This is a genomic window from Limobrevibacterium gyesilva (assembly GCF_025989185.1).
Lineage (GTDB): Bacteria > Pseudomonadota > Alphaproteobacteria > Acetobacterales > Acetobacteraceae > Limobrevibacterium > Limobrevibacterium gyesilva.
In genome coordinates, this window is record NZ_JAPDNT010000028.1 from 38491 (window position 1) to 63421 (window position 24931).

At 70.1% G+C, this 24931-nt stretch carries 23 protein-coding genes; 12 read left to right on the plus strand and 11 right to left on the minus strand.

The window, feature by feature from the left end:
- The first annotated feature begins 94 nt into the window (after nucleotides 1-94).
- Nucleotides 95-922 carry a CAF17-like 4Fe-4S cluster assembly/insertion protein YgfZ gene (ygfZ, locus tag OL599_RS20930; RefSeq protein ID WP_264715905.1) on the plus strand — a complete coding sequence of 276 codons (828 nt, stop codon included), beginning with the start codon at nucleotides 95-97 and terminating at the stop codon, nucleotides 920-922.
- Nucleotides 919-1503, plus strand: a complete 585-nt coding sequence (locus OL599_RS20935; protein ID WP_264715906.1) for a TPMT family class I SAM-dependent methyltransferase — start codon at nucleotides 919-921, stop codon at nucleotides 1501-1503. Before ygfZ ends, OL599_RS20935 begins: the two co-directional genes overlap by 4 nt.
- Before the next feature lie 99 nt (nucleotides 1504-1602).
- On the opposite strand, the gene OL599_RS20940 is transcribed toward OL599_RS20935, so the two are convergent.
- Nucleotides 1603-2880 carry a CaiB/BaiF CoA transferase family protein gene (locus tag OL599_RS20940; RefSeq protein ID WP_264715907.1) on the minus strand — a complete coding sequence of 426 codons (1278 nt, stop codon included), beginning with the start codon at nucleotides 2878-2880 and terminating at the stop codon, nucleotides 1603-1605.
- A gap of 159 nt (nucleotides 2881-3039) precedes the next feature.
- Between OL599_RS20940 and OL599_RS20945 the strand changes: the two genes are divergently transcribed.
- The gene (locus OL599_RS20945) at nucleotides 3040-4617 is read left to right on the plus strand and encodes an ABC transporter substrate-binding protein (protein ID WP_264715909.1); all 1578 of its coding nucleotides are present in this window, start codon (nucleotides 3040-3042) and stop codon (nucleotides 4615-4617) included.
- 25 nt (nucleotides 4618-4642) lie between these two features.
- On the opposite strand, the gene OL599_RS20950 is transcribed toward OL599_RS20945, so the two are convergent.
- From OL599_RS20950 to OL599_RS20970, 5 genes are all read right to left on the minus strand, one after another.
- Nucleotides 4643-5443, minus strand: coding sequence for an arsenite methyltransferase (locus OL599_RS20950; RefSeq protein WP_264715911.1), 801 nt, complete (start codon nucleotides 5441-5443; stop codon nucleotides 4643-4645).
- A 31-nt stretch (nucleotides 5444-5474) separates the two neighbouring features.
- Nucleotides 5475-6167 carry an aquaporin gene (locus tag OL599_RS20955; protein WP_264715913.1) on the minus strand — a complete coding sequence of 231 codons (693 nt, stop codon included), beginning with the start codon at nucleotides 6165-6167 and terminating at the stop codon, nucleotides 5475-5477.
- The gene (locus OL599_RS20960) at nucleotides 6164-6688 is read right to left on the minus strand and encodes an arsenate reductase ArsC (protein ID WP_264715915.1); all 525 of its coding nucleotides are present in this window, start codon (nucleotides 6686-6688) and stop codon (nucleotides 6164-6166) included. Before OL599_RS20960 ends, OL599_RS20955 begins: the two co-directional genes overlap by 4 nt.
- 4 nt (nucleotides 6689-6692) lie before the next feature.
- On the minus strand, nucleotides 6693-7052 hold the full coding sequence (locus OL599_RS20965; protein WP_264715917.1) for an ArsR/SmtB family transcription factor: 360 nt from the start codon (nucleotides 7050-7052) through the stop codon (nucleotides 6693-6695).
- Nucleotides 7053-7142: 90 nt separating this feature from the next.
- On the minus strand, nucleotides 7143-7415 hold the full coding sequence (locus OL599_RS20970) for an usg protein (RefSeq protein WP_264715918.1): 273 nt from the start codon (nucleotides 7413-7415) through the stop codon (nucleotides 7143-7145).
- 300 nt (nucleotides 7416-7715) lie between these two features.
- On the opposite strand from OL599_RS20970, the gene groES reads away from it, so the two are divergent.
- From groES to OL599_RS20995, 5 genes are all read left to right on the plus strand, one after another.
- Nucleotides 7716-8030: a co-chaperone GroES gene (gene groES / locus OL599_RS20975; RefSeq protein ID WP_264715919.1), complete on the plus strand. Its 315-nt coding sequence runs from the start codon at nucleotides 7716-7718 to the stop codon at nucleotides 8028-8030.
- Between the two features lie 49 nt (nucleotides 8031-8079).
- On the plus strand, nucleotides 8080-9717 hold the full coding sequence (groL, locus tag OL599_RS20980; protein WP_264715922.1) for a chaperonin GroEL: 1638 nt from the start codon (nucleotides 8080-8082) through the stop codon (nucleotides 9715-9717).
- Nucleotides 9718-10033: 316 nt separating this feature from the next.
- Complete coding sequence (locus tag OL599_RS20985) at nucleotides 10034-10237, plus strand: cold-shock protein (protein ID WP_150044621.1); 204 nt, start codon at nucleotides 10034-10036, stop codon at nucleotides 10235-10237.
- 268 nt (nucleotides 10238-10505) lie between these two features.
- Nucleotides 10506-10709 carry a cold-shock protein gene (locus OL599_RS20990; RefSeq protein ID WP_264715928.1) on the plus strand — a complete coding sequence of 68 codons (204 nt, stop codon included), beginning with the start codon at nucleotides 10506-10508 and terminating at the stop codon, nucleotides 10707-10709.
- Nucleotides 10710-10829: 120 nt separating this feature from the next.
- Nucleotides 10830-11789, plus strand: a complete 960-nt coding sequence (locus OL599_RS20995; protein ID WP_264715930.1) for a threonine dehydratase — start codon at nucleotides 10830-10832, stop codon at nucleotides 11787-11789.
- 169 nt (nucleotides 11790-11958) lie between these two features.
- Here the strand turns inward: OL599_RS20995 and OL599_RS21000 are convergent, their stop codons facing one another.
- Entirely contained in the window at nucleotides 11959-12381 is a 423-nt protein-coding gene (locus OL599_RS21000; RefSeq protein ID WP_264715932.1) for a tellurite resistance TerB family protein, read from the minus strand.
- A 332-nt stretch (nucleotides 12382-12713) separates the two neighbouring features.
- On the minus strand, nucleotides 12714-14063 hold the full coding sequence (gene hemN, locus OL599_RS21005; RefSeq protein WP_264715934.1) for an oxygen-independent coproporphyrinogen III oxidase: 1350 nt from the start codon (nucleotides 14061-14063) through the stop codon (nucleotides 12714-12716).
- Between the two features lie 274 nt (nucleotides 14064-14337).
- Between hemN and rfaE1 the strand changes: the two genes are divergently transcribed.
- The 4 genes from rfaE1 to OL599_RS21025 all read left to right on the plus strand — a co-directional run bounded on the left by rfaE1 (nucleotide 14338) and on the right by OL599_RS21025 (nucleotide 19747).
- On the plus strand, nucleotides 14338-15816 hold the full coding sequence (gene rfaE1, locus OL599_RS21010) for a D-glycero-beta-D-manno-heptose-7-phosphate kinase (protein WP_264715936.1): 1479 nt from the start codon (nucleotides 14338-14340) through the stop codon (nucleotides 15814-15816).
- Between the two features lie 9 nt (nucleotides 15817-15825).
- Complete coding sequence (gene cysD / locus OL599_RS21015) at nucleotides 15826-16731, plus strand: sulfate adenylyltransferase subunit CysD (protein ID WP_264715938.1); 906 nt, start codon at nucleotides 15826-15828, stop codon at nucleotides 16729-16731.
- Entirely contained in the window at nucleotides 16731-18626 is a 1896-nt protein-coding gene (gene cysC, locus OL599_RS21020; RefSeq protein ID WP_264715939.1) for an adenylyl-sulfate kinase, read from the plus strand. Before cysD ends, cysC begins: the two co-directional genes overlap by 1 nt.
- A gap of 425 nt (nucleotides 18627-19051) precedes the next feature.
- A complete protein-coding gene (locus OL599_RS21025; protein WP_264715941.1) occupies nucleotides 19052-19747 on the plus strand; it encodes a PEP-CTERM sorting domain-containing protein in 696 nt (231 codons plus the stop codon).
- Between the two features lie 71 nt (nucleotides 19748-19818).
- On the opposite strand, the gene rmuC is transcribed toward OL599_RS21025, so the two are convergent.
- The 3 genes from rmuC to OL599_RS21040 form a co-directional block, all read right to left on the minus strand.
- Complete coding sequence (gene rmuC / locus OL599_RS21030; RefSeq protein WP_264715943.1) at nucleotides 19819-21210, minus strand: DNA recombination protein RmuC; 1392 nt, start codon at nucleotides 21208-21210, stop codon at nucleotides 19819-19821.
- 2 nt (nucleotides 21211-21212) lie between these two features.
- Nucleotides 21213-22373, minus strand: a complete 1161-nt coding sequence (locus tag OL599_RS21035) for a multidrug effflux MFS transporter (RefSeq protein WP_264715945.1) — start codon at nucleotides 22371-22373, stop codon at nucleotides 21213-21215.
- Between the two features lie 324 nt (nucleotides 22374-22697).
- A partial coding sequence (locus OL599_RS21040) for an ATP-dependent DNA helicase (protein ID WP_264715947.1) occupies nucleotides 22698-24931 on the minus strand: 2234 nt, incomplete at its 5' end.

A 24931-nucleotide genomic window follows, 5' to 3' on the forward strand; every position in this document is an offset into this window, starting at 1 on the left:
GGGAGGAAGGAACGGATGCATGCCGCGGCGTCCATAGCATCCATCGCCGCGTCCTGTCTTGCGCTGTGCGGGAAGTGAGACCACTTCGCCTGTCATGACCCAGATCGCACACTTGCCGTCCCGCGGCGTCATCGAGGTCGCGGGGGATGACCGCGTGGCCTTCCTGCAAGGGCTGGTCTCCAACGACATGGCCCTGGCCGCGCCCGGCCAGGCGGTGTGGGCGGCGCTGCTGACGCCGCAGGGCAAGTGGCTCGCCGACTTCTTCGTGCTGGCGGATGGGGACCGGCTGCTGCTGGATGTGGAGCGCGCCCAGGCAACGATGCTGGCCCAGCGCCTCACGCGGTTCCGCCTGCGCGCGAAGGTGACGGTCGCGGACCGGTCGGACGCGCTTCTCGTGCATGCCGCCTGGGGCGGGGTGCCGGACCTGCCAGCGGGCGCGGTGGCTGCGCCCGACCCGCGTCTGCCGCAGGCGGGCTGGCGCATCCTGGCGCCGGTGCCGCTGCCGGCCACCGCGACGGCGGAGGACTGGGACGCGCATCGCCTGGCGCTGGGCCTGCCGGACGGGTCGGCGGACCTGGAAGCCGAGAAGACGGTGCTGCTGGAGGCCGGGTTCGACGAGCTCGGCGGCGTGTCCTGGAGCAAGGGCTGCTACATGGGCCAGGAGCTGACGGCGCGCACCAAGTATCGCGGCCTGATCAAGCGCCGGCTGGTGCCGGTGGCGATCGACGGGCCGGTGCCGCCGCCGGGCACGCCGGTGCTGCGCGACGGGGCGGAAGTGGGCAGCATGCGCTCGGCCCGCGGAGCGGCCGGGATCGCGCAATTGCGGCTGGAAGCGATCGGCGCCGGGTCGCTGGCCTGCGGCGAGGCTGTCCTGCACCCGCGCCCGCCGGCCTGGATGCGCCTGCCGGAGAAAGCGGCATGAGCCCGTTGCCCGTGGACTGGGAGGCCAAGTACCGGCAGGGCACGACGTTCTGGCAGCGGCCGGACTCCAATCCGGCGCTGGCCGGCTGGCTGGCGGACGGCACCCTGCGGCCCGGCCGGATCCTGCTGCCGGGCGCGGGGCAGGGCGCCGAGCCGCTGGATCTCGCCAAGGCCGGGTTCGACGTGACCGTGGTGGACATCGCCCCCAGCGCGGTGGCGTTCCAGCAGGGGCGCATCGGTCCGTTCGGCGGCCATGTGCTGCTGGCCGACCTGTTCGCCTGGGAGCCGGACGCGCCGTTCGACGCCGTGTACGACCAGACCTGCCTGTGCGCGCTGTCGCCCGCGCTGTGGGACGCCTATGCCGCGCGCCTGGCGCGCTGGGTGCGGCCGGGCGGGGTGCTGGCGGTGCTGTTCATGCAGACGAATGGCGAGGGCGGGCCGCCCTTCCATTGCGACCTCGGCCGCATGCGCGAATTGTTCCCGGCGGATTCCTGGACATGGCCCGCGCCGCTGCCGGCTCCGGTGGCGCATCCCAGCGGCCTGTCCGAACAGCCCGCCGCCCTGATGCGTCTTTCAGCCTAGAGCCTGATCGGAACAAATAGGCGTTCCGATCAGGCTCTAGGTCTTTGTTTTGTCGCGTGATTCACGCCTCCGTGTGATTCCACCTGTGGCGATCACGCTCTAGTCCGCGGCCGCCGCGGCGTCCGGGTCCGGCGCGGACAGCGTGCCATCCGCGACGAGCGCCGCAATCTCCTGCTCGGGAAGACCGGCTTCCCGCGCGATCTCGATGCCGTGCTCGCCGGGCCGTGGCGGCTGCCGGCGCAGCGTCAGGCGGCCGCCGGGCAGGGAGACCGGGAGGCCGGGCAGGCCGGCAACGGCCTGGACCGGTTTGCCGTCCGGCGCACCCTCGGCGCCGGCCAGTTCGACCGGCAGCAGCCCGCCGGAGGCGAGGAGGTGCGGGTCGTCGAACAGCTCCGCCGGGCGGGCGATGGGGGCGAACGGCAGGCCGAGGGCCTCGCAGCGCGCCATCAGCTCGGTCTTGGTGAACGTGCGGAACACCTCGGCCACGCGCGGGATCACCCAGGGGCGCGCGGCGACGCGGTGGGCCTGGGTGGCGAGGTCGGGATGGGCCAGCAGGTCGGCGAGGCCGAAGGCGTCGCAGAACCCGCGCCATTGCGTGTCGGTGACCACGCCCACGAACACCTGCGCGCCGGGCTCCGCAGTGTCGAACACGTCGTAGATCGGCCACGGCTTGCCCATGTTGGGGTCGCCGAACGGCGGCGGGTCGCGGCCCTCGATCGCGGCGCGGGCCATATGCTGCGCCACCAGGACCATGTTGGTCTCGAACAGCCCGGACTGCACCAGGCCGCCGCGCCCGGTGGCCTCGCGCTCGCGCAGGGCCGCCAGGATCGCGACCACGGCGAACACGCCGCCCATGATGTCGTTCACCGACGCCCCGGTGCGCAGCGGCTTGCCGGGCAGGCCGGTCATGTAGGCGAGGCCGCCCATCATCTGCACCACTTCATCGAGTGCCGCGCGGTGCTCGTAGGGGCCGGGCAGGAAGCCCTTGCAGGAGCAGTAGACGAGGCGCGGATTCAGCGCCGACAGCGCGGCATGGCCGAGGCCCAGCTTGTCCATCGCGCCGGGCCGGAAATTCTCCACGATCACGTCGGCCTGTGCGGCCAGCTTGCGCGCCAGCGCCAGCCCGGCGGGGCGCTTGAGGTCGATGCAGACGCTGCGCTTGTTGCGGTTGTAGGTGGGGAAGAAGCCGATCGCGGCGCCGGTCAGCCGGCGGGTGTTGTCGCCCTCCGGCGCCGGCTCGACCTTCACCACGTCGGCGCCGAGATCGGCCAGCACCATGCCGCAACTCGGCCCCATGATCATGTGGCTGAATTCGAGCACGCGGATGCCGCGCAGCGGTCCCGGTGCGGCGGGATCGGAGAGGACGGGTTCGGACATGGGGCTCGCTCCATTCATGCTGCGCCGGCGGCGATGAGTGCGGCGAACACGCGGCCGGTGTCAAAGCCCGCGCTGGCCGCGCCCGGTGGACGGATTCGGCCGGCATGATATAGGGCGGCCAACCGGGGCGGCCCGGCGGTTCGGGGGGAGACGGAACAGATGAGGCGTCGCAACTTTCTGGCGGCCGGAATGATGACGCTGGCGGCGCCGAGCCTGGCGCTCGGCCAGGCGAGTCGCGTGCTGCGGGTGATTCCGCAAGGGGACCTCGCGCTGCTGGACCCGACCATCACCACCGCGACCGTCACCCGCAACCACGCCTTCATGGTGTTCGACACGCTGTACGGCTTGACCGCCGAGGGCGAGCCGGTGCCGGAGATGGTGGCGGGCCACCGCACCGAGGACGACGGCAAGACCTGGATCCTGACGCTGCGCGACGGGTTGCGCTTCCATGACGGCGAGCCGGTCCGCGCCGCGGATTGCGTCGCCAGCCTGCGCCGCTGGGGCCGGACGGACCCGTTCGGCAAGACGCTGATGGCGGCGACCGACGAGCTGTCAGCGCCGGACGACCGCACCATCCGCTTCCGTCTGCGCAAGCCGTTCCCGCTGCTGCCGCTGGCGCTCGCCAAGACGGTGCCGCGGGCGCCGTTCATCATGCCGGAGCGGCTGATCCCGGCCGAGCCCGGCGTGGCGATCAAGGAGATGGTCGGCAGCGGGCCGTTCCGCTTCGTGGCCGGCGAGCGGGTGCCGGGCGCGCGCGTGGTCTATGAGCGCTTCGACGGCTACGTGCCGCGGCCAAGCGGCACGCCGGGCCTGTCCTGCGGGCCGAAGGTCGTGCATTTCGACCGGGTGGAGTGGCAGGTGATCCCGGATGCCGCCACCGCGCTGGGCGCGATCCAGCGCGGCGAGGTGGATTGGTGGGAACGCCCGCTGCCCGACCTGATCCCCGCCGCCCACCGCGACCGCAACCTGAAGGTGGAGGTCACCAACCGCGCCGGCACCATCGCCTTCCTGCAGTTCAACCACCTGTATCCGCCGTTCGACAACGTGGCGATCCGCCGCCTGGTGCTGTCCGCGATCAACCAGGCGGACTTCACCCAGGCGAGCGGCGGCTCCGACCCGTCGCTGTGGGGCGGCAAGCTCGGCATCTTCCTGCCGGGCGCGCCGATGGCGAGCGAGGCGGGAATGGAGGCGTTCACCGGCCGCACCGACTTCGACGCGCTGAAGCGCGAGCTTGCTGCGGCCGGCTACAAGGGCGAGCGCGTGGTGATGCTGGTGGGCACCGACAGCCCGGTGACCAACGCCGCCAGCGAAGTCGCCGCCGACCTGCTGCGCAAGATGGGCTTCAACGTGGACTACCAGGCGCAGGACTGGGGCAGCGTGGTGCAGCGCCGCACCAGCCAGCAGCCGCCGGAGCGCGGCGGCTGGAACCTGTTCGCGGTGAGTGCCGACGGCGACTTCTTCCTCGACCCGACCGTGGCGCCGGCCATCCGGGCCAACGGCAAGGACGCCTGGATCGGCTGGCCGAACAGCCCGCGCATCGAGGAGCTGTACCAGGCCTGGTTCAACGCCCCCGACCAGGCGACGCGGCAGGCGGTGGCGCGGGACCTGCAGCTGCAGACCTGGAAGGACGTTCCCTACATCCCGGTGGCGCAGGTGTTCCTGCCGACGGTGGTGCGCCGGGACGTGACCGGGGTGCTGCCGGGCTTCGTGAAGTTCTGGAACGTGAAGAAGGGGTGAGGCGGGGGGCGCTTCGCCCCGCCGCCTATGCCGCGGGCTTGCGTCCTTCGACGATGGCCGAGGCCACGTAGTCCTCGACGCCCCGGCCCGGCGCCCAGGTCTTTATCAGCTCGCGGCTTTCCGGCTTCACGGTGACGCGGATATCGGCAAAGCCCGCGTCGGCGAGCCACGCCTCGATCCGGCGTGCCGGCGCGGCGCCAACGACGCAGCCGCAGATCAGTGCATGGTCGCCAGCCAGATCGGGCGGCAGCGGCGCCGTGTTGACGACGTCGGAGATGGCCAGGCGCCCGCCTGGCTTCAGCACGCGGAACGCCTCGCGGAACACCTGCGCCTTGTCCGGGACCAGGTTGATGACGCAGTTCGAGAGGACCACGTCAGCGGTGTTGTCGGCGATCGGCAGATGCTCGATTTCGCCGAGCCGGAATTCCACGTTGGTGGCCCCGACCTTGGCCGCGTTCTCGCGCGCCTTTTTCAGCATTTCATGCGTCATGTCGACGCCGATCACGCGGCCGCCGGGGCCGACCTGCCTGGCCGCCAGCAGGCAATCGAAGCCGGCGCCGCTGCCGAGATCGACGACGGCCTCGCCCGGCTTCAGCGCCGCGATCGCTTGCGGGTTGCCGCAGCCCAGGCCGAGATTGGCACCTTCGGGCACGGCGGCCAGTTCCGCCGCCGAGTAGCCCATCTGCAGGGACTTGCTGTCCGCGACGGGTGCCGCCGAAGCGTCGCAGCAGGACGAGGCCGCCGGCGCGCAGCAATCGGACATGGTTCCGGCCGCGATGCCGCCGTAGCGGCTGCGAACCATATCCTTGAGTTCGTTCGTTTCCATGGCGTTGTCCTTTCTGTCTTCGCTGTCTCGGTCAACGGCAGTGCGCGGTGCCGCCGGCGGGCCGGCGCAGCAGCGGCAGCGCGAGCCCCAGGCCGACGAACTGCGCCAGGATGAACGCAGGCGCATCGGCCGGGCGGATTCCGGCGAAGCTGTCCGTCAGGCTGCGGGCGAGCGTCACCGCCGGATTGGCGAACGAGGTGGACGCGGTGAACCAGTAGGCGCCGGTGATATAGGCCGCCACGGCAAAGGCCGTGACCGGCGCCGGATGGGCCCGGCAACCCCAGATGGTCGCAAGCAGGCCGAAGGTGGCGATCGCCTCGGCAACCCACTGGCCGGTCCCGTGGCGCACCTGCGCGGAAAGCTGGAGCACCGGCAGGTCGAACATGACATGCGCGAGCCAGACGCCGGCGATGCCCCCGGCAACCTGTGCCGCAACATAGGGGGGCACCGTGCGCCAGCGCAGCCCGCCGGTGAGGGCGGCGGCGAGGGTGACGGCGGGGTTCATATGCGCCCCCGAACTCGGAGCGAACGCCAGGATCAGGGCAACCAGCGCGCCGCCCGTGGCGATGGCATTGGCGAGCAGCGCCACGGCGGCGTTCCCGCCGGCGAGACGCTGCGCCATGATGCCGGAACCGACGATCGCCATCAGCAGGAAGGCGGTGGCCACGAACTCGGCGGCAACGGCTTGCGCGGGCGCGTGGCAGGTTGTGGCAGGCGTGGTCACGAGGCTTCGCGCTCGGCCGTGTCCCCATGCGGCCGGCCGATTTCCTGGACTTTGCGGGTCAGCGCCGCGTGGTCAAGCGCGGGCAGCGGCAGGCTCACGAACAACCGGATCCGATGTTCGAGCATGCGCAAGGCCTCGCAGAAAGCGAGCATGCGCTCCACCTCCGAGCCGTCGACCGCCGCGGGATCCGGGATTCCCCAATGTGCCGTGACCGGATGGCCGGGCCAGACCGGGCACAGCTCGCCCGCTGCCTGGTCACACACGGTGAACACGAAATCCATCTGCGGCGCGCCCGATGCGGCGAATTCGTCCCAGCCCTTGCTGCGCAAATGCGCCGTCGGCAACCCGATCCGGTCGAGCAGCTTGAGAGCGAGCGGGTTGACCGCGCCCTTGGGGAAACTGCCGGCGCTGTAGCCTTTGAACCGCCCCTTGCCCCAATGATCCAGCAGGGCCTCGGCGAGAATGCTGCGTGCGGTGTTTCCGGTGCAGAGAAACAGCACGTTGTGAACGCCGGCCGGCATGGCTTCACGCGCTCCGCTGCCCGGGGCGCGCCGCCACGCCGGCTGCTTCGGGGCGGCAGGCCGGGGCGCAGATGGCCGAATCCTGGCCGCAACAGTTCTCGGTGAGATAGCCCACCAGGCCGTTCATCGCGGTGAAGTCGGCGGCGTAGATCAGTTGGCGACCGAGCCGCCGCTGCGTGATCAGCCCGGCCCGGTGCAGGTGCTGCACATGGAAGGTGAGCGACGAGGGCGGCATGCCCAGGCGCTCGGCGATGACCCCGGCGGCGAGTCCGTCGGGTCCGCGTTCGACCAGCATCCGGAACAGCGCCAGGCGCGTGTCGTGCGCGAGGGCGCTGAGGGCTTGCACGGCCTGGGAACTGTCCATCGGTCACCCTGACGTTTCGAATAAACTCGAAACTAGGACGTCCGGACGGAGGCTGTCAACGATATTTCGAGGAGAGTCGAAATGCCGACTCTAATGCAGCTGGATCAGGTGCTGGGTGTGGCGCCATTCCGCCGGGCCGATGATGCCCACGCTGGCCACGCGCACGGAATGCAGCCGCCCGTCGATCTCGCGGGTCCAGAAATCCAGGAACCTGTGCAGCACGGGATAGCGCGGGGCCATGTCCAGTTCCTGCCAGATATAGCTTTGCAGCACCGCCGGATGGTCGGGGAGGTGGTACAGGATCTCCGCCGTGGTCAGGCGGTAGCCCTGAAGCTGACGTTGCAGCTGGGTGTGAGCCTGCATTTGGACCCTCCGTTCTGTCAGACCTTTCTCCGCACCGTTGTGGTAAGCGCTTCCGTGTCCCGGGGTTCCGCGACTGCCGCGCGGATGGCGTGAGCATGCCATGGGAGTCCCTGGAAAGTGCAAGAAAAAACGTAATTAAATCAGATAATTGGCACTCGCATTCTGCGACTGCTGCCGGGCTCTTGACACATTTCGCACAAGTCCTTAGACCGCTGGCACTCCCCATGCGGGAGTGCTAACAATCCCAGGGGCAGCGGTGGATGTGCGCTGTCTCGCAAGCACCAATCAGGAGCGATCCGTATGAAGTTCCGTCCCCTGCATGACCGGGTCGTGGTCCGTCGGCTGAACGCCGAAGAGAAGACCGCGGGCGGCATCATCATTCCCGACACGGCCAAGGAAAAGCCGATGGAAGGCGAAGTGGTGGCCGTTGGCGCCGGCGCGCGCAATGAACAGGGTCAGGTTGTCGCCCTCGATGTGAAGGCGGGCGATCGCGTCCTGTTCGGCAAATGGTCGGGCACCGAGGTCAAGATCGACGGCGAGGAGCTGCTGATCATGAAGGAGTCCGACATCATGGGCATCATCGAGGGCACGGCCAGCAAGAAGAAGGCCGCCTGAGTTCCGCTTCGCCCGTGACTGATCTGAACTAGACAAGGAAGACACACACATGGCTGCCAAGGACGTTCGTTTTGGTGGAGATGCCCGCCAGCGCATGCTGCGCGGCGTCGACATCCTCGCCGACGCGGTGAAGGTGACCCTCGGTCCGAAGGGCCGCAACGTCGTCATCGACAAGAGCTTCGGCGCGCCGCGGATCACCAAGGACGGCGTGACCGTCGCCAAGGAGATCGAGCTGGCCGACAAGTTCGAGAACATGGGCGCGCAGATGGTGCGCGAAGTGGCCTCGAAGACCAACGACCTCGCCGGCGACGGCACCACGACGGCCACCGTTCTCGCCCAGTCGATCGTCCGTGAGGGTTCGAAGGCGGTTGCCGCCGGCATGAACCCGATGGACGTGAAGCGCGGCGTGGACAAGGCGGTGAACGCCCTGGTCGACGAGCTGAAGAAGCGCACGAAGAAGATCACCACCCAGGCCGAGACGGCCCAGGTCGGCACGATCTCGGCGAACGGCGAGGCCGACATCGGCCGGATGATCTCCGAAGCGATGCAGAAGGTCGGCAACGAGGGCGTGATCACGGTCGAGGAAGCCAAGGGCATCCAGACCGAGCTCGACGTCGTCGAGGGCATGCAGTTCGACCGCGGCTACGTGTCTCCGTACTTCATCACCAACGCGGAGAAGATGGTCGCCGATCTGGACCAGCCGTACATCCTGATCTTCGAGAAGAAGCTGTCCGGCCTGCAGCCGATGCTGCCGCTGCTGGAGACGGTGGTGCAGTCCGGCCGTCCGCTGCTGATCATCGCCGAGGACGTCGAGGGCGAGGCCCTGGCCACCCTGGTGGTGAACAAGCTGCGCGGCGGCCTGAAGGTCGCGGCCGTGAAGGCGCCTGGCTTCGGTGATCGCCGCAAGGCGATGCTGGAAGACATCGCCATCCTGACCGGCGGCCAGGTGATCAGCGAAGACCTCGGCATCAAGCTCGAGACGGTGACGCTCAACATGCTCGGCAAGGCCAAGAAGGTCCTGATCGAGAAGGAGAACACCACGATCGTCGAGGGTGCCGGCAAGAAGGCCGACATCCTGGGCCGCTGCAACCAGATCCGCGCCCAGGTCGAAGAGACCACCAGCGACTACGACCGCGAGAAGCTGCAGGAGCGTCTGGCGAAGCTGGCCGGCGGCGTGGCGGTGATCCGCGTCGGCGGCGCCACCGAGGTCGAGGTGAAGGAGCGCAAGGACCGCGTCGACGACGCGCTGCATGCGACCCGGGCCGCGGTCGAGGAAGGCATCGTGCCGGGCGGCGGCGTCGCCCTGGCCCGCGCCAGCCTGGTCCTGGCCAAGCTGAAGGCCGACAACGAGGACCAGAAGCACGGCATCGAGATCGTGCGCAAGGCGGCGTTGACGCCGATGCGCCAGATCGCCGAGAACGCCGGCGAGGACGGTGCGGTCATCTCCGGCAAGGTGCTGGACAAGGACGAGTACAACTGGGGCTTCGACGCGCAGAGCGGCGAGTTCAAGGACATGGTGAAGGCCGGCATCATCGACCCGACCAAGGTCGTGCGCACGGCGCTGCAGGATGCGGCCTCGATCGCCGGCCTGCTGATCACCACAGAGGCGATGATCGCCGAGAAGCCCGAGAAGAAGGCCCCCGCGGGCGGTCCTCCGGGCGGCGGCATGGGCGACATGGATTTCTGATCCATCTCGTTCCGGCGGATGGGGAAGGGCGGGCCGCAAGGCCCGCCCTTTTTCCGTGCCTGGCCGGGGCGCCCGGGCGGTTTGCCCCTTCCGGGTTTGAAACGGTGGCTGTCGGTGTTGTTATCATATCTGCTCTTACTGTTCCGATTGACTTCGTTAGTGGTTTCTGCGTCAACTCTGTAGTGCAATCGCATTTTGGCTAGGCTTGCTGCGCCTCCGGCTGTCTCGGGTGCCTTCAAGACACGTCCAAAGGCCCGGTTGTCTGAAGTGTCGCGCGCTGTTGCGCGGCGCCTGAGGCGGAGAAAGAGACGCAGCTATGGCTATCGGCACTGTCAAGTGGTTCAACACCACCAAGGGCTACGGCTTCATCATGCCCCAGGACGGCGGAAAGGACGTTTTCGTTCACATCACCGCAGTCCAGGCAGCCGGTCTTCGCGGCCTGAACGAAGGTCAGAAGGTCAGCTACGATGTGGCGATGGAGCGCGGCAAGGCCGCTGCCACCAACCTCAAGCTCGCCTGACGCGGATTCGTTCCGTAGCAGACGTTCCGGGATTGGCCGACTCTCGTTGATCGCAGCGTGTGGTTCCGTAATCACGCGCCGCGCTTGGCGGGAGCTATCTGCTTTTCGGACCCACCACCTGCAATGGGTCGCACTTGCCGAGACCGTGTCGGCCCCTTGCAGTCCCCCCACCCCCCCGGGCCGGATCCATCCGTTCCCGGGGATATCCACCCACCACCCCAGACAAGCGTGAGAGTTCTCACGTGAGATCACCAAGGAGACTTCGATTATGGCCATCGGTACCGTGAAGTGGTTCAACGCCACCAAGGGCTTCGGCTTCATCATGCCGCAGGACGGCGGCAAGGACGTGTTCGTCCACATCACCGCAGTCCAGGCGGCGGGCCTGAAGGGCCTGAATGACGGCCAGAAGGTCAGCTATGAAGTGGCGATGGAGCGTGGCAAGGCCGCCGCCACCAACCTGAAGCTGGCCTGACTTGCACATGGCCTGACGCGACCGGCCTTTCGGGGCCGCTTCACGAATGGCAAGGGGGCCGCCGCCGGGAAACCGGGGGCGGCCCTTCTCTTTTGCGCGTTTCCGGGCGAACCTGCCGCCATGTTCACGCTCGCCGAGCTCGAAGCCGCAGCCCATCTGGTGCACGCGGCCTTTCCCGCCACCCCGTCCTACGCCTGGCCGCTGCTGGCGGCGCGCGCCGGCGCCGAGGTCTGGGTGAAGCACGAGAACCACACCCCCACCGGCGCCTTCAAGGTGAGGGGCGGCGTGACCTACATGGACCGGCTGCGCCGCGACCGCCCGCAGGTGCGCGGCATCGTCTCGGCCACCCGCGGCAATCACGGCCAGTCCCTGGCCTACGCCGGCGGCCGCGCCGGCGTCGCCGTCACCATCGTGGTGCCGCACGGCAACAGCGTCGAGAAGAACGCGGCGATGCGTGCCCAGGGCGCCCGCCTGATCGAGCACGGCGAGGATTTCGACGCCGCCCGCGTCAATGCCCGGGCGCTGGCGGAGGCCGAGGGTCTGGAATTCGCCCCGTCCTTCCATCCCGATCTCGTCGTGGGCGTGGCCACCTGGGCGCTGGAGCTGTTCCGCACCGCGCCGGCGCTGGACCTGCTGTACGTGCCGATCGGCCTGGGCTCGGGCATCTGCGGCGCCATCATGGCGCGCGACCTGCTGGGCCTGAAGACCGAGATCGTCGGCGTGCAAAGCACCGGCGCGCCCGCCTACGCCCTGTCGTTCGCCGCCGGCCACGTGGTGGAGATCCCGCGCGCCGACACGAAAGCCGACGGCGTGGCCACCCGCCAGCCCGATGCCGGCGCCCTGGCCATCATCCGCCAGGGCGCCAGCCGCATCGTGACCGTGACCGACGACGAGGTGGCCGCCGCCATCCGCGCCTACTGGACCGATACCCACAACCTCGCCGAAGGCGCGGGCGCCGCGCCGCTCGCGGCCCTGCTGCAGGAACGCGCCGTCGTTGCCGGCCGGCGCTGCGGCGTGGTGCTGTGCGGGGGGAATATCGATCTGGCGTTGTTCAGGGAGTGGGTGCTGGAAGGGAAGTAGGCAGGGCTCTGCCCTGCACCCGCAAAAGGCCGGGGGCCTTTTGAAACCGTCACTCTCTTGGCTGCATCAGCAGCCAAGAGAGTCGCGGATTGTCAAGGCTCTGCGCATCGCGCGAAGGCGCGCGACGGACTTGACTGGGGTCGAGGGGCAAAGCCCCTCGCCTTGCCCTCTATATCTTCTGATGCCGCGCCCGCGCCCCGCGCTCGATCGCCGCGGCCACCAGCCCGTCCAGTTCCAGTTCGTCGCGCACGAAGGCCAGCATGCGCAGCGACTCCTGGTCGGCGAACCGGTCGGCGGCGATCACGTCGCAGGCGAGCGCGTAGGCGGTTTCCCGCAGTCGCGGTTCCAGCGCGGTGCGGATCATCTCGGCGGCGTGGACCAGGCCCTCGTCTTCGCGCAGCAGGTCCACCGCGGCGGTGGTGGCGACGTCGAGTCGCACGCGCGAGAAGTCGCGGAAGGCGGGCAGGGTCTGCACCAGGCCGGACATCACGCCGATCTCGCGGTCGCTGATCCCGCCCCCGCCTGCGGCAGCCACCAGCACCATGGTGCACACCAGGGCTTCCTGCGGGTCCAGTCCGGTTCGGGCGAGCATGTCGGTCTCCTTGGTTCCGGCGTGAGCGTGCGGGAGGCGCCGCGCCCGATCAAGCCACCAGCGCATTATGTTTCCGTCACGCGCAGGACGCGGTTCAGAACTGCGTGTCCGCGCCGCGCGGGGCGGCGGCTCGTGTCCTGAATCCGAAGTTCGCGTAGGCGGCGAACCTCGGATTCAGGACACGAGCCCTTTGTTTTCAGCGGCCTGCTTGTCCCCTACGTCCGCCGCAAGAGGCGGCGAACTTCGGGGGCAGGACACGAGCCCTTTGTTTTCAGTGGCCTGCTTGTCCCCTACGTCCGCCGCAACAGGCGGCGAACTTCGGGGGCAGGACACTAGACCGCGCTGGCGTGGCGCGCGGCCTGGGGGCGGAGATAGAGGTCGAACGTGGCCGCCACCGTGCGCAGGAAGGGCCGCGCCGCTTCGGGCACGCTCACCACGCGCCCGTCCCAGGCCACCAGGCCGTCTTGCGCCAGCCCCTCCAAGGCCGGCGCCGCCCGATGCAGCGGGGCCGGGTCGGCGCCGTGGCGGGCCGCGGTGGCGTCCAGGTCGACGCGGCCGTGGCACATGATCTGCTCGATCACGTCGCGGCGCAGCCGGTCCTCGTCGGTCAGCGCGATGCCCCGCCGCGTCGGCAGCGTGCCGGCGCGCACCAGGGCGCGGTAGTCCGGAACCGCCGCCGCGTTCTGCACATAGCCCTGTGGCAGCGCGCCGATGGACGAGGCGCCGAGCCCCAGCAGCGCCGGCGCGGCGTCGGTGGTGTAGCCCTGGAAGTTGCGCCGCATGGTCTTTCCGGCCGCGGCGGTGGCGAGGCCGTCGCCGGGCCGCGCGTAGTGGTCGAGCCCGATGGCGTGCCAGCCGCGCGCGGTGATGACCTGCTCGATCGCCTGGCGCTGCCGCCAGCGCTGCGCGGCGTCGGGCAGGTGTTCCGCCGGCAGCAGGGTCTGGTGCCGCTTCATCCAGGGCACGTGCGCGTAGCCGAACACGGCGATGCGGTCCGGGTCGATGTCCATCGCCTGCATCGCCGTCGCGATCACGCTCGCCTCGGTCTGGAACGGCAGGCCGTAGATGAGGTCGAGGTTGAGCGCCGCGATGCCGCGCGCGCGCAGGCCGCGGGCGCAGGCGCGCGTGGTCTCGAAGGACTGGCGGCGGTTCACCGCGGCCTGCACCTTTTCGTTGAAATCCTGCACGCCCAGGCTGGCGCGGGTGCAGCCCATCGCTTCCAGCGCATCCAGCGCGGCGGCGTCGGCGGTGCGCGGATCGATCTCCACGGCGATCTCGGCGTCGGGCCGCACCGCGAAGCGCGCCCGCAGGCGCTGCATGATCTCGATCAGGCGCGCCGGCGGCAGCGCCGTGGGCGTGCCGCCGCCCCAGTGCACATGCGACACCGCGATCCGCCGCCCGATCGCGGCGGCGACCAGGTCGATCTCCTGCAGCAGCAGGTCGGCATAGGCGTCCAGCGCCGCGATGCTGCGCGTGGCCGTGGTATGGCAGCCGCAGAACCAGCAGAGCTGCGCGCAGAACGGCACGTGCAGGTACAGCGACACGGCGGCATCGGGCAGCGTCCGCAGCCAGGCGCCGTATGTGGCGACGCCGACATCGCCGGAGAAATGCGGCGCGGTGGGATAGCTGGTGTAGCGCGGCACGGGCGCGTCGTATTTCGCGATCAGCTCGGCGATGTCCATGGCGGCGAGCATGGCAGGGCCGGCCCCGCCCCGGCTTTGACATGAATCAAGGCGGCGCGGCCACGGATGCCGTTTGTTGCCGAACGAGATCGCCGGAATACCGGCCCCCCTTGCGGGCCGGGCTGGACCGGGGATCCTGTTCCCCCCTGCGCCCCCGGTCCCGACTGGCCGGCCGCGGTCTATGCCTCGGCCGGCCTCTCTTCTATAAGGCGTCCGCATTCCCTCGACCGCCGGACCGACCCGATTGACCCCTGCACGAGCGCATACTGGTGCCATGACCGCGACCGGGGCCGAGCACGCCCTTGCCCACCATCTGCCGTTGTTCCCAGGCCGGACCGTTCTGGTGATGGGCGACGTCATGCTGGACCGCTACGTGCTGGGCGAGGTGCGGCGGATCTCGCCCGAGGCGCCGATCCCGGTGCTGCGCGCCCAGGGCGCGCGGCGCGTGCTGGGCGGGGCCGGCAACGTGGCCCAGAACGCGGCGGCGCTGGGCGCGCGGGCGGTGCTGGTGGGCGTGATCGGCGACGACGCGGCGGGTGCCGAGATCGGCGCGGTGCTGGGCGAGACCCCGGCCGTCACCGACCGCCTGGTGCGCGCGCCCGGCCGGCCGACCACGGTCAAGACCCGCTTCATGTCCGGCGCGCACCAGCTGCTGCGGCTGGACGAGGAGGTCACCACCCCGATCGAGCCGGCGCTGGAGGCGGACATCCTGGCCGCCTACGCGGCCGCGTTGCCGGGCTGCGACATCGTTGTGCTGTCCGACTACGCCAAGGGCGCGCTGACCGACGCGGTGCTGGCCCGCGCCATCGCGCTGGCGCATGCGGCGGGCCGGATGGTGGTGATCGACCCCAAGCGCCGGCATTTCGGCGCCTATGCCGCCGGCTGCGTGCTGACGCCGAACGCCGCCGAGGCGGCCCGCGCCACCGGCCTGTCCGCCGGCGACGATGCCGGCGCGGCCGCGGCGGGCATGGCGGCGCTGGAGCAGGCGCGGGCCGACGCGGTGCTGGTGAAACGCTCCGAGAAAGGGCTGACCCTGGTGCGGCGCGGCGTGCCGCCGCTGCACATTCCCACCCGCGCGCAGGAGGTGGCCGACGTCTCCGGCGCCGGCGACACCCTGGTGACGGCGTTCGCCATCGCGCTGGCCACGGGGGCCCCGATGCACGAGGCGGCGGGGCTGGGCAACGCCGCGGCCGGCATCGTGGTGGGCAAGCCGGGCACCGCCAGCGTGACGCACACCGAATTGTACGAGGCGCTGCATCGCGGCGAACTGCTGGCCATCGACGAAAAGGTCGCCGACCTGGACACTGCGCTGGCGCGAATCGCCGCGTGGCGCCAGGCTGGGCTGCGGATCGGCTTCACCAACGGATGCTTCGACCTGATCCACCCCGGCCATGTCCGCCTGCTCGCCCGTGCCCGCGCCGCCTGCGACCGTCTGGTCGTGGGCCTCAACAGCGACGACAGCGTGCGCCGGCTGAAGGGCCCGGAGCGGCCGGTGCAGAACGAGACGGCGCGCGCCACCGTGATGGCCTCGATGGCGTCGGCCGACCTCGTGGTGCTGTTCGAGGAGGACACGCCCGGGCGCCTGATCGAGGCGATCAAGCCCGATCTGCTGTTCAAGGGTGCCGACTACCGGCTCGACCAGGTGGTGGGCGCGGACATCGTGCAGGCGCATGGCGGGCGCGTCGAGCTCATTCCCCTGGAGGAAGGGTTCAGCACCACCAACACCATCCGCCGCATCAACGCAGGAAGCTGAGCGCCGTTCATGACTGTCGATTCCCCGCATCTGCGCCGGCTCGAAGCCGAGAGCATCCACATCATCCGCGAGGTGGCGGCGGAATGCCGCGCGCCGGTCATGCTGTATTCGATCGGCAAGGACTCGACGGTGATGCTGCACCTGGCCATGAAGGCCTTCTATCCGGCCAAGCCGCCGTTCCCGCTGCTGCATGTCGACACGCTGTGGAAGTTCCGCGAAATGATCGAGTTTCGCGACGCCACCGTGGCCCGGCTCGGCCTGAACCTCGTCGTGCACACCAACGAGGAAGGCCGCCGGCAGAACGTCAATCCGTTCGACCACGGCAGCGCCTACTACACGCTGATGATGAAGACCGAGGCGCTGAAGCAGGCGCTGGCCGCCGGCGGCTATGACGCGGCCTTCGGCGGCGCGCGCCGCGACGAGGAGAAGTCCCGCGCCAAGGAACGCATCTTCTCGTTCCGCACCGCGACGCATGAGTGGGACCCGAAGAACCAGCGGCCGGAGTTCTGGAACCTCTACAACGGGCGCGTGAACAAGGGCGAGTCGGTGCGCGTGTTCCCGTTGTCGAACTGGACCGAGCTGGATATCTGGCACTACATCATGCTGGAGAAGTTGCCAGTCGTGCCCTTGTATTTCGCCAAGGAGCGGCCGACGGTCACGCGCGACGGCACGATCCTGGTGGTGGATGACGCGCGCATGCGTTTCGCCCCCGGCGAGACGCCGGTGCTGCGGCGGGTGCGGTTCCGCTCGCTGGGATGCTGGCCGCTGACCGGCGCCATCGAATCGGGCGCGACGACGCTGCAGGATATCGTTGCCGAGATGCTGGCGACCCGCGTCAGCGAACGCGGCGGCCGCCTGATCGACCGCGACGCGGCCGATTCCATGGAGAAGAAGAAGCGCGAGGGCTATTTCTGATGGACGCGGGACTGCTGACCAATGCCGGACTGGACGCGTTTCTCGCCCAGCAGGCGCGCATCGGCCTGCTGCGCTTCCTCACCTGCGGCAGCGTCGACGACGGCAAGTCCACGCTGATCGGGCGGCTGCTGCACGAGGCCGGCCAGATCCTCGACGACCAGCTCACCGCCCTGGAGCGCGATTCGGCGCGGCACGGCACCACCGGCACGGACGTCGACTTCGCCCTGCTGGTGGACGGGCTGGAGGCGGAGCGCACGCAGGGCATCACCATCGACGTCGCCTATCGCTTCTTCGCCACCGACCGCCGCCGCTTCATGGTCGCCGACACGCCCGGCCATGTGCAGTACACCCGCAACATGGCCACGGGCGCGGCCAATGCCGAGCTGGCGGTGCTGCTGGTGGACGCGCGCAACGGCCTGCTGACGCAGACGCGCCGGCACGCCTTCCTGGTGTCGATGATGGGCATCCGCCACGTGGTGCTGGCGGTCAACAAGATCGACCTGGTGGATTTCAGCGAGGCCCGCTTCAACGAGATCCGCGCGGCGTTCGAGCACGCGGTGCGCGACCTCGGCTTCGCCGCCGTCACCGCGATCCCGATCTCGGCGCGGTTCGGCCACAACATCACCGTGCCCAGCGCGCAGACGCCGTGGTACGACGGGCCGGCCTTGCTCGACCATCTGGAAAGCGTGGATGTGGCCGATCCGAGGCCGCGGCCGTTCCGCATGCCGGTGCAATGGGTGAACCGCGCCGATGCCGAATTCCGCGGCTATGCCGGCACCGTCGCGTGCGGCAGCGTGCGCCCCGGCGACCAGGTGACTGTCGCGCGCTCAGGCGTTGCCGCGACGGTGGCGCGCGTGGTGACGATGGACGGCGACCTGGAGCAGGCCGGCGCCGGCGACGCGGTGACGCTGACCTTGCAGGAACAGGTGGACATCTCCCGCGGCGACGTGCTGGCGGGCGGTGTGCCGGTGCCGGTGACCGACCGGTTCGACGCCAACATGGTGTGGCTGAGCGAGGCGCCGCTGTTCCAGGGCCGCGGCTATCTGCTCAAGCTCGGTACCGCCACGGTGGCCGCCAACATCACGCGCATCCGCCACCGCATCGACATCGACAGCTACGAGCATGTTCCGGCGGACACGCTGAACATGAACGACGTGGCCCATGTGACCGTGGCCCTCGGCGCCCCGCTCGCGCTGGAGCGGTATGCCGACGACAAGGATCTCGGCGGCTTCGTGCTGATCGACCGGCTGACCAACGCCACCGTCGCGGTCGGCATGATCGACAGCGTGTCGGCCGCGGCCGGCGGCGTGATCTGGCAGAAGCAGGAAGTGGACAAGGCCTCGCGCGCGGCGCTGAAGGGGCAGCGTCCGGCGACGATCTGGTTCACCGGCCTGTCCGGCGCCGGCAAGTCCACCATCGCCAACATCGTTGAGCAGAAGCTGCACGCGCTGGACCGGCACACCGCCATGCTCGACGGCGACAATGTCCGCCACGGGCTGAACCGCGACCTCGGCTTCACCGAGGCCGACCGCATCGAGAACATCCGCCGCGCGGCGGAGGCGGCGAAGCTGATGGTGGAGGCGGGGCTGATCGTGCTGGTCAGCTTCATCTCGCCCTATCGCTCGGACCGCGACGCGGCGCGCGAGCGCTTCGAGGACGGGGAGTTCATCGAGGTGTTCGTGGACACGCCGGTGGCAGAATGCCGGCGCCGCGACCCGAAGGGGCTGTACAAGCGCGCCGATGCCGGGCAGATCCGCAACTTCACCGGGGTGGATGCGCCCTACGAGGCGCCGGAAACGCCGGAATTGCGGCTGGTGACGACCGACGCCAGCGCCGAGCGGTTGGCCGACCAGGTGATCGACGCCCTGCGCGGGCGCGGGATCATTCCACGGTAGCGGCGAAGGCGGGCCGGCGTGCTGGCGCCGGCCCGTTGCCCCTTGCGCGCGGACTTTGCCGCTGAGGCACAACGATAACATGGATTTTACACCCGCGATTTCCCGCGCCTTGCCGGGTAACCCGCTGGATTCGTGACATTTCCCTAACAATGCCGCGGCTGGCCGCTTCGTCGGAAACCGGCCGGTTGTCGGAAAATTTAACAACCAGAATGGCTTTCCGTATCGAGTTCTCGACAAGATATTGAAATCGCGCCCGTTTCGTCTTTGGCACGCATCTTGCTTATTACGATCCTGTTATCGGCGGGCTTGCTGTTTGCGGCGACGCGAAGACGGCGGCGGGTCGGTTGCGGGTGCGGTGCGCGTCGCCACGGTCGAACAGTTTGGCGGTTGGCGGGCGCGTTCAGGACGACGGGAGACGGAAGCGGATGTCGAAGACGATGGGGCCTCTGGCCGGAGCGATCGTGCTCGCAGCAGGTGTCTTGGCGATGACGGGCGTGGCCCAGGCGCAGACCAACTCGAATGTCACCGCCCCCCCGGGCGTGTATTTCGGCACCGGCAACGTCAATGGCGGATTCAACGTCACGACGTTCGAACTTGACGGTGGAACGCTCGAGCTCGGCCAACGCGCGAAAATCCGCGGCGGCACGGTCATTACGCCGGATGGCGGCGACACCAGCATCTACAGCGCGCCCATCGGCGCCGATGGGGGCGGGCGGGCGCTGTGGAACTACGAGTTCTCGCTGCTCGCGACCGGCGAACTGACGCTGGGCGGGCTCAACGCGGCCTACGTGGTCGCGCTGACGGTGACCGATACCAACACATTGACCTCGTTCACCTTCAACCCGCTCGCCATTCCCGACAACGCGACCTACGCCGGCGACGGCCTCGATGGCGCCCAGAACTCCGAGAACCTGGCGTTCACGACGGCGTCGTTGCCGTTCAATCCGAATGCGTACGACTCCTATATATTCGATCTGACCGTGAGCACGATCGGCGAACAACCGGTCGTGGTCGCTTCGAACAGCATCACGGTGAACGCGGTGCCGGAACCCGCGACCATGAGCGTCCTCGGCGCCGGCCTGCTTGGCCTGGCCCTGGCGCGGCGCAAGCGCCGGGGCTGACCGGCGGCGCCATTCGCGTTCAAGCGTAACCAACACTAGGCCGGGCCTTCCAGCCCGGCCTGTTCCCGCCTTCAGGCGGTTTCCGGGTCGTCCTCGGTTTCGTTGTCCAGCGTCAGCAGCTCGGGCGCGTCGATCGCTTCCACGCCGCGCAGTACCCGCCCGACCGCGCGCGTGCGCACGCGGGCCTTCTCGATGGTGGTGCTGAACGTCCCCGCCTGCTTGCCCAGCCGCTCCAGCACGTCGTCGATCTTCATCATCTCGTTGCGCGTGGCGCCCAGCAGCTTGCCGATCTCGTCGGCCTTTTGCTCCAGCGCCAGGGTCACGTGGCCGAGATGGATGGTGCGCAGCAGGGCCGGGAACAGGCTCGGCCCCAGCACCAGCACGCGGTGGCTGCGGCCGAGGTCGTCGATCAGGCCGGGCATGCGGGCGATTTCGGCGTAGAGCCCGTCCGTGGGCAGGTACATCACCGCGAATTCCACCGTGGCCGGCGGGTTGATGTATTTGGCCGCGAGCTTCTTCGCCTCGTCGCGCACCCGCTTCTCCAGGGCGCGGCGGGCGACGCGCTCGGCCTCGGCGTCGCCGGCGTCGGCCGCTTCCAGGATGCGCTCGTAGTCCTCCACCGGGAACTTGGCGTCCACCGGCAGCCGCACCTTGGTGGGGCCGCGCATCGGCATGATCACCGCGAACTCCACCGTGTCGTCCGAATCCGGCCGCGGCTTCCAGTTGGTCTCGTAGGCGCCGGCCGGCAGCACGTCGTCCAGCATGGCGCGCACCTGGGTCTCGCCCCAGCCGCCGCGGGTCTTCACGTTGCCGAACAGGCGCTTGATGTCGCCGATCTGCGCGGTCACGGCCTGCACGTCGCCCATCGCCTTCTGCACCGCCGCGAACTGCTCGGTGACGCGGGCGAAGCTGGTGGTCATCTGCTTCTCCACCGCTTCGTGCAGTTGTTCGTTCACGGTCTTCTGGATTTCCGCCAGCTTGGCCTCGTTGCCCTCGCGCATTTCGCGCAGGCGCAGATCGAGCGCGGTGCGCATGTCCGCGATCGCCGTGGTCAACTCCACGCGCAACTGGCCGCCGGCGGTCGCCTGCCGCTCCATGGCCGCCTGCAGCTGCTCGGCCACGGTGTTCTGGATGGCGGCGAGCCGGGCCTCGTTGCCGTCGCGCAGCTCGCGCAGGCGGGTGTCCAGCGCCGTGCGCATTTCGCCCAGCGCGCCCAGCACCTCCAGCCGCAACTGGCCGCCGGCGCTCGATGTCGCGGCGGTCAGCGCGCGCTCGGTTTCGGCCAGGGTGGCGCGCAGGGTTTCCGCCTCGCTGCGCTGGCTGGCCAGTGCCTGCTCGGCCAGCAGCCGCAGGCGTTGCAGCGCGTCGCTTTGGGCGCTGCCCTGGCGCAGCACGACGACAAGCGTCGCCAGCGCCAGCAGGGCGGCGCCCGCGGCGAGAAGGCTCACACTGTCGAAAGGCATCTCTATCTCCGTCGGATCACCAGCCACGCGGCTACCGAGGGCACCGCGAACGCCGCCATGGTGGCGCACATCCCGCCCGGACCAAAGGCGGCAAACATCAGACCGACGATCAGGCCCGACAGCGCGCCGCTGAACATCTGCAGGCTGCCGGTGAGGGCCGAGGCGGCGCCGGCCATGTCCGGCACGCGTTCCAGCGCGAGATGGGTGATGTTCGGGCTGACCAGCCCGCGGCAGAAGGTGGACGCCACCAGCAGCGGCACCAGCACGAGCAGGTCGAGATGGCCGAGGGCCGCCAGGACCGTGCCGGCGATCGCCGCCACCGCCGACAGCACGAGCCCGCCGCCCAGCGGCAGGCCCGGCGACACGCCGCGCTTCACCAGCCAGCCATTGACCCAGGCGCCGGCGATGATGCCCGCGGTGATCACCCCGAACACCAGGCCGAACTGCGCGGTGGACAGGTGCATGGTGTCCAGCAGCACCAGCGGCGAGGCGGCCACGAAGGCGAAGATGCTGCCGAGGTTGAGCGCGCCGACCACGCCGTAGCCGACCGTGCGGCGCTGCCGCAGCACCGCGGTGTAGGGCGCGCACGGCGCCGCGCTGCGGGACTCGGGCAGGCCCATCGCCACCGCCAGGGTCAGGATCAGCCCGGTCATGGTGAGGGTGGCGTAGATCGCCCGCCAGCCGCCCAGGGCCAGCATCCAGCCGCCCAGCGTGGGCGCGATGACCGGGGCCAGGCTGAACACCATGCTGATGGTGGACAGGCGGATGCGCGCGGCATTGCCCTCGAACAGGTCGCGGACGATGGCGAAGGCCAGCACCACGCCGCCGGCAGCCCCGGCGCCCTGAGCGAATCGGCACGCCAGCAACATCTCGATCGACGCTGCGGCGGCGCAGGCCGCGCCGGCCAGCGTGTACAGCGCCATCGCCCACAGCAGCACCGGCCGCCGCCCGATACGGTCCGACAACGGCCCCAGCACGATCTGGGCGAGGGCAAACCCCGCCATGAAGAAGCTGAGCGTCAGCGCCGCCTGGGTCGGCGTGGCGCCCAGGGCCGGCTGCAGTTGCGACAGCGCCGGCAATCCCATGTCGATCGACAGCGGCGGCAATCCGACCAGAGCGCCGATCAGCACGGTGAAGGCGAACGAATCGGGACGGATGCGCATCGAGCGAGGACCGTCCGGCGATCGGGCCGCCAAGGCAAGCCCCGTAGACGAAGACTGCATTCAGGCCAGCCCGCTCACTTCGGGATTGTTGTGCATCGTCCCCGCCGTGTCGGCCGCAATGCAAGCCGCGCCACAGGCTGTCAATGTCAACATGAAAACGTGATCGGGACCCGACGGCACCTGCACGAACCGGCGCTCCATCGCTTCGTTTCCAGAAGGTTCAGTCCCCGTTGGCATCACCGCCCCTGTTGCATTTTGTACAGAAGCTCGCATGCACCATCTTCGCTTGTCGATGCCGATACAAAAACGTGACAAACGAAAAAGTTACGCCAGAAAGGCGCGCGTCTGCTCCACCGCCTGCGCCAGGCCGAGGCGGCGCACCTGAACCCCGGCCGGAAACGCCGACAAAAGCCGCGACGGGGTCTGCCGGTCAAGCAGCACGAACACGCCGCGGTCGGTGGCGCTGCGGATCAGCCGGCCGAACGCCTGGCGCAGGCGGAAGCGCACCACCCGGTCGTCGAACCCGGCGGGGTCGCCGCCCGACAGGTGCACCCGGCGCTCGCGGTGCAGGATGTCCGGGCGCGGCCAGGGCACGCGCTCGAACACCACCAGGCGCAGGGCGCGGCCGGGCACGTCCACGCCGTCGCGCATGGCGTCGGTGCCCAGCAGGCAGCTTTCCTCCTCGGTGCGGAACACGTCCACCAGGGTGGCGTTGTCCATCGCGTCCACATGCTGGGCCAGCAGCGGGATGCCGGCGGCTTCCAGCTCCGGGGCGATGCGGGCGTGCACGGCGCGCAGCCGGGTGATGGCGGTGAACAGGCCGAGCGCGCCGCCGCCGGCGGCCAGGAACAGCGCCCGGTAGGCGGCGGCCAGCGGGGCGATGTCGCGCGCGTTCACGTCGGTGATGACGAAGGCCCGGGTCTGTGCCGCGTAGTCGAACGGGCTCGCCACGGCCACGCGGATGGCGGGCGAGGGCAGGTGGGTGGCGCCGACGCGGCCCTCCGCGATCGCCCAGGCGGTGTCGGGATCGTCCGCCCCGGTGTCGCGCAGGGTGGCCGACGTCACCAGCAGCCCCTGCGCCGGCTGCGCCAGCGTGGCGGCGAAGGGGATGGTCGGGTCCAGCCAGTGCCGGTGCAGGCCCACGTCCCGGTCGCCGGCGTCGCGGCGATCCAGACGCAGGAACAGCACGTGCTCCGGCCGCATGCCCGGTTCGGGCGGTGCGCCGGCGGTGGCGCGCAGCATCGCCTGCCACGCCGACAGCGCATCCAGCGCGCGGCGCTTCAGCGACCGGCAGGCGGCCTCGATGCGGTTGCGGGTGGCCTCGTCCAGCGCCTCCGCCTCGTCTTCCAGCCGGGCGGCGAGGCGCTCGGCCAGCGTCTTCAGCGGCGCCTCGATGCGCGCCAGCGCTCGGCCGAGATGCTCGGCGACGGCGGGCAGGTCGGGCTGCACCGGATACAGGTCGCATTCGAACGCGCCGCTGCGGGCCAGCTCGCCGTCGCCCTGGCTGCGCGCCAGCACCTGGCGGCGAATCGCGCCCAGGAACGCCTCGGCCGGGTTGGCCCGGCCCGGCTCGGTGCCCGCCAGCTCCGGCTGGTCCGCGCCCAGACGGGTGGCCCAGCCGGGGGCGGGCAGGGCGCGGGCGGCCTGCAAGGCTGCGTCCAGCGGCGCCTGCAGCTCCGGCCGCTCGGCCACCAGCTCCTCGATGCGCCGGCGCAGGCCGCGGGCGCGCGACCGGCCGCCCTCGGCGCCCAGCAACCAGCGGCGCAGCTCCGCCGTCTCGACGCCCGACAATTCGGCGGAGAAGGCGCTGTCGGCGGCGTCGAAGACGTGGTGGCCCTCGTCGAACACGTAGCGGACCGGCACGGTGTTGTCGTCGATGCCGCCCCAGGCCGCCTGCGCCATCACAAGCGCATGGTTCGCCACCACCAGCTCGGCGGTGCGGGCGCGGCGGATGGTGTGCTCCACGAAGCATTTGCGCCAATGCGGGCAGCCGGCGTGGATGCACTCGCCGCGCCGGTCGGCGAGGCCCAGGGTCATGCCGGCGCCGAACAGCTCGGCGAACCAGCCCGGCAGGTCGCCGCCCTGGATGTCGCCGTCCGCCGTGGCCGCGGCCCAGCGCGCCACCAGCCCCAGCGGGATCACCGACGGGGCGGCATTGCCGGCGGCGACGACGGCGTCCTCCAGGTTCAGCAGGCACAGGTAGTTCTCCCGCCCCTTGCGCACCACCACGCGGTGGCGGCGCGTCTCCGGGTCGGGGATCAGCCGGGCCAGCTCGCTTTCCACTTGGCGCTGCAGGTGGCGGGTGAAGGTGGAGATCCACACCGGGCCCTTGTTGCGCTCGGCCCACAGGCTGGCGGGGGCGATGTAGCCGAGCGTCTTGCCGGTGCCGGTGCCGGCTTCGGCCAGCACCACATGCGGGTCGCCGCGGGTCTCGCGCGGGGCGAACGCGGCGGCGGCGGCGGCGGCGTAGTCGGCCTGTCCCGGCCGCTGCTCGGCGCCGGGGCCCAGCATCTCCGCCAGCCGCGCCCGCGCCTCGGCGGGCTGCACCGGCAGCGAGG

Coding starts and splice junctions, on each gene's coding strand:
- OL599_RS20960 (WP_264715915.1), bottom strand. CDS start 6,688: ATGCCGGCCGGCGTTCACAACGTGCTGTTTCTCTGCACCGGAAACACC.
- OL599_RS20940 (WP_264715907.1), bottom strand. CDS start 2,880: ATGTCCGAACCCGTCCTCTCCGATCCCGCCGCACCGGGACCGCTGCGC.
- rfaE1 (WP_264715936.1), top strand. CDS start 14,338: ATGACCGCGACCGGGGCCGAGCACGCCCTTGCCCACCATCTGCCGTTG.
- cysD (WP_264715938.1), top strand. CDS start 15,826: ATGACTGTCGATTCCCCGCATCTGCGCCGGCTCGAAGCCGAGAGCATC.
- OL599_RS20985 (WP_150044621.1), top strand. CDS start 10,034: ATGGCTATCGGCACTGTCAAGTGGTTCAACACCACCAAGGGCTACGGC.
- OL599_RS20935 (WP_264715906.1), top strand. CDS start 919: ATGAGCCCGTTGCCCGTGGACTGGGAGGCCAAGTACCGGCAGGGCACG.
- OL599_RS21000 (WP_264715932.1), bottom strand. CDS start 12,381: ATGCTCGCCCGAACCGGACTGGACCCGCAGGAAGCCCTGGTGTGCACC.
- OL599_RS20950 (WP_264715911.1), bottom strand. CDS start 5,443: ATGGAAACGAACGAACTCAAGGATATGGTTCGCAGCCGCTACGGCGGC.
- groL (WP_264715922.1), top strand. CDS start 8,080: ATGGCTGCCAAGGACGTTCGTTTTGGTGGAGATGCCCGCCAGCGCATG.
- ygfZ (WP_264715905.1), top strand. CDS start 95: ATGACCCAGATCGCACACTTGCCGTCCCGCGGCGTCATCGAGGTCGCG.
- hemN (WP_264715934.1), bottom strand. CDS start 14,063: ATGGACATCGCCGAGCTGATCGCGAAATACGACGCGCCCGTGCCGCGC.
- rmuC (WP_264715943.1), bottom strand. CDS start 21,210: ATGCCTTTCGACAGTGTGAGCCTTCTCGCCGCGGGCGCCGCCCTGCTG.
- OL599_RS20965 (WP_264715917.1), bottom strand. CDS start 7,052: ATGGACAGTTCCCAGGCCGTGCAAGCCCTCAGCGCCCTCGCGCACGAC.
- cysC (WP_264715939.1), top strand. CDS start 16,731: ATGGACGCGGGACTGCTGACCAATGCCGGACTGGACGCGTTTCTCGCC.
- OL599_RS20945 (WP_264715909.1), top strand. CDS start 3,040: ATGAGGCGTCGCAACTTTCTGGCGGCCGGAATGATGACGCTGGCGGCG.
- OL599_RS20990 (WP_264715928.1), top strand. CDS start 10,506: ATGGCCATCGGTACCGTGAAGTGGTTCAACGCCACCAAGGGCTTCGGC.
- OL599_RS21035 (WP_264715945.1), bottom strand. CDS start 22,373: ATGCGCATCCGTCCCGATTCGTTCGCCTTCACCGTGCTGATCGGCGCT.
- groES (WP_264715919.1), top strand. CDS start 7,716: ATGAAGTTCCGTCCCCTGCATGACCGGGTCGTGGTCCGTCGGCTGAAC.
- OL599_RS20970 (WP_264715918.1), bottom strand. CDS start 7,415: ATGCAGGCTCACACCCAGCTGCAACGTCAGCTTCAGGGCTACCGCCTG.
- OL599_RS21025 (WP_264715941.1), top strand. CDS start 19,052: ATGTCGAAGACGATGGGGCCTCTGGCCGGAGCGATCGTGCTCGCAGCA.
- OL599_RS20995 (WP_264715930.1), top strand. CDS start 10,830: ATGTTCACGCTCGCCGAGCTCGAAGCCGCAGCCCATCTGGTGCACGCG.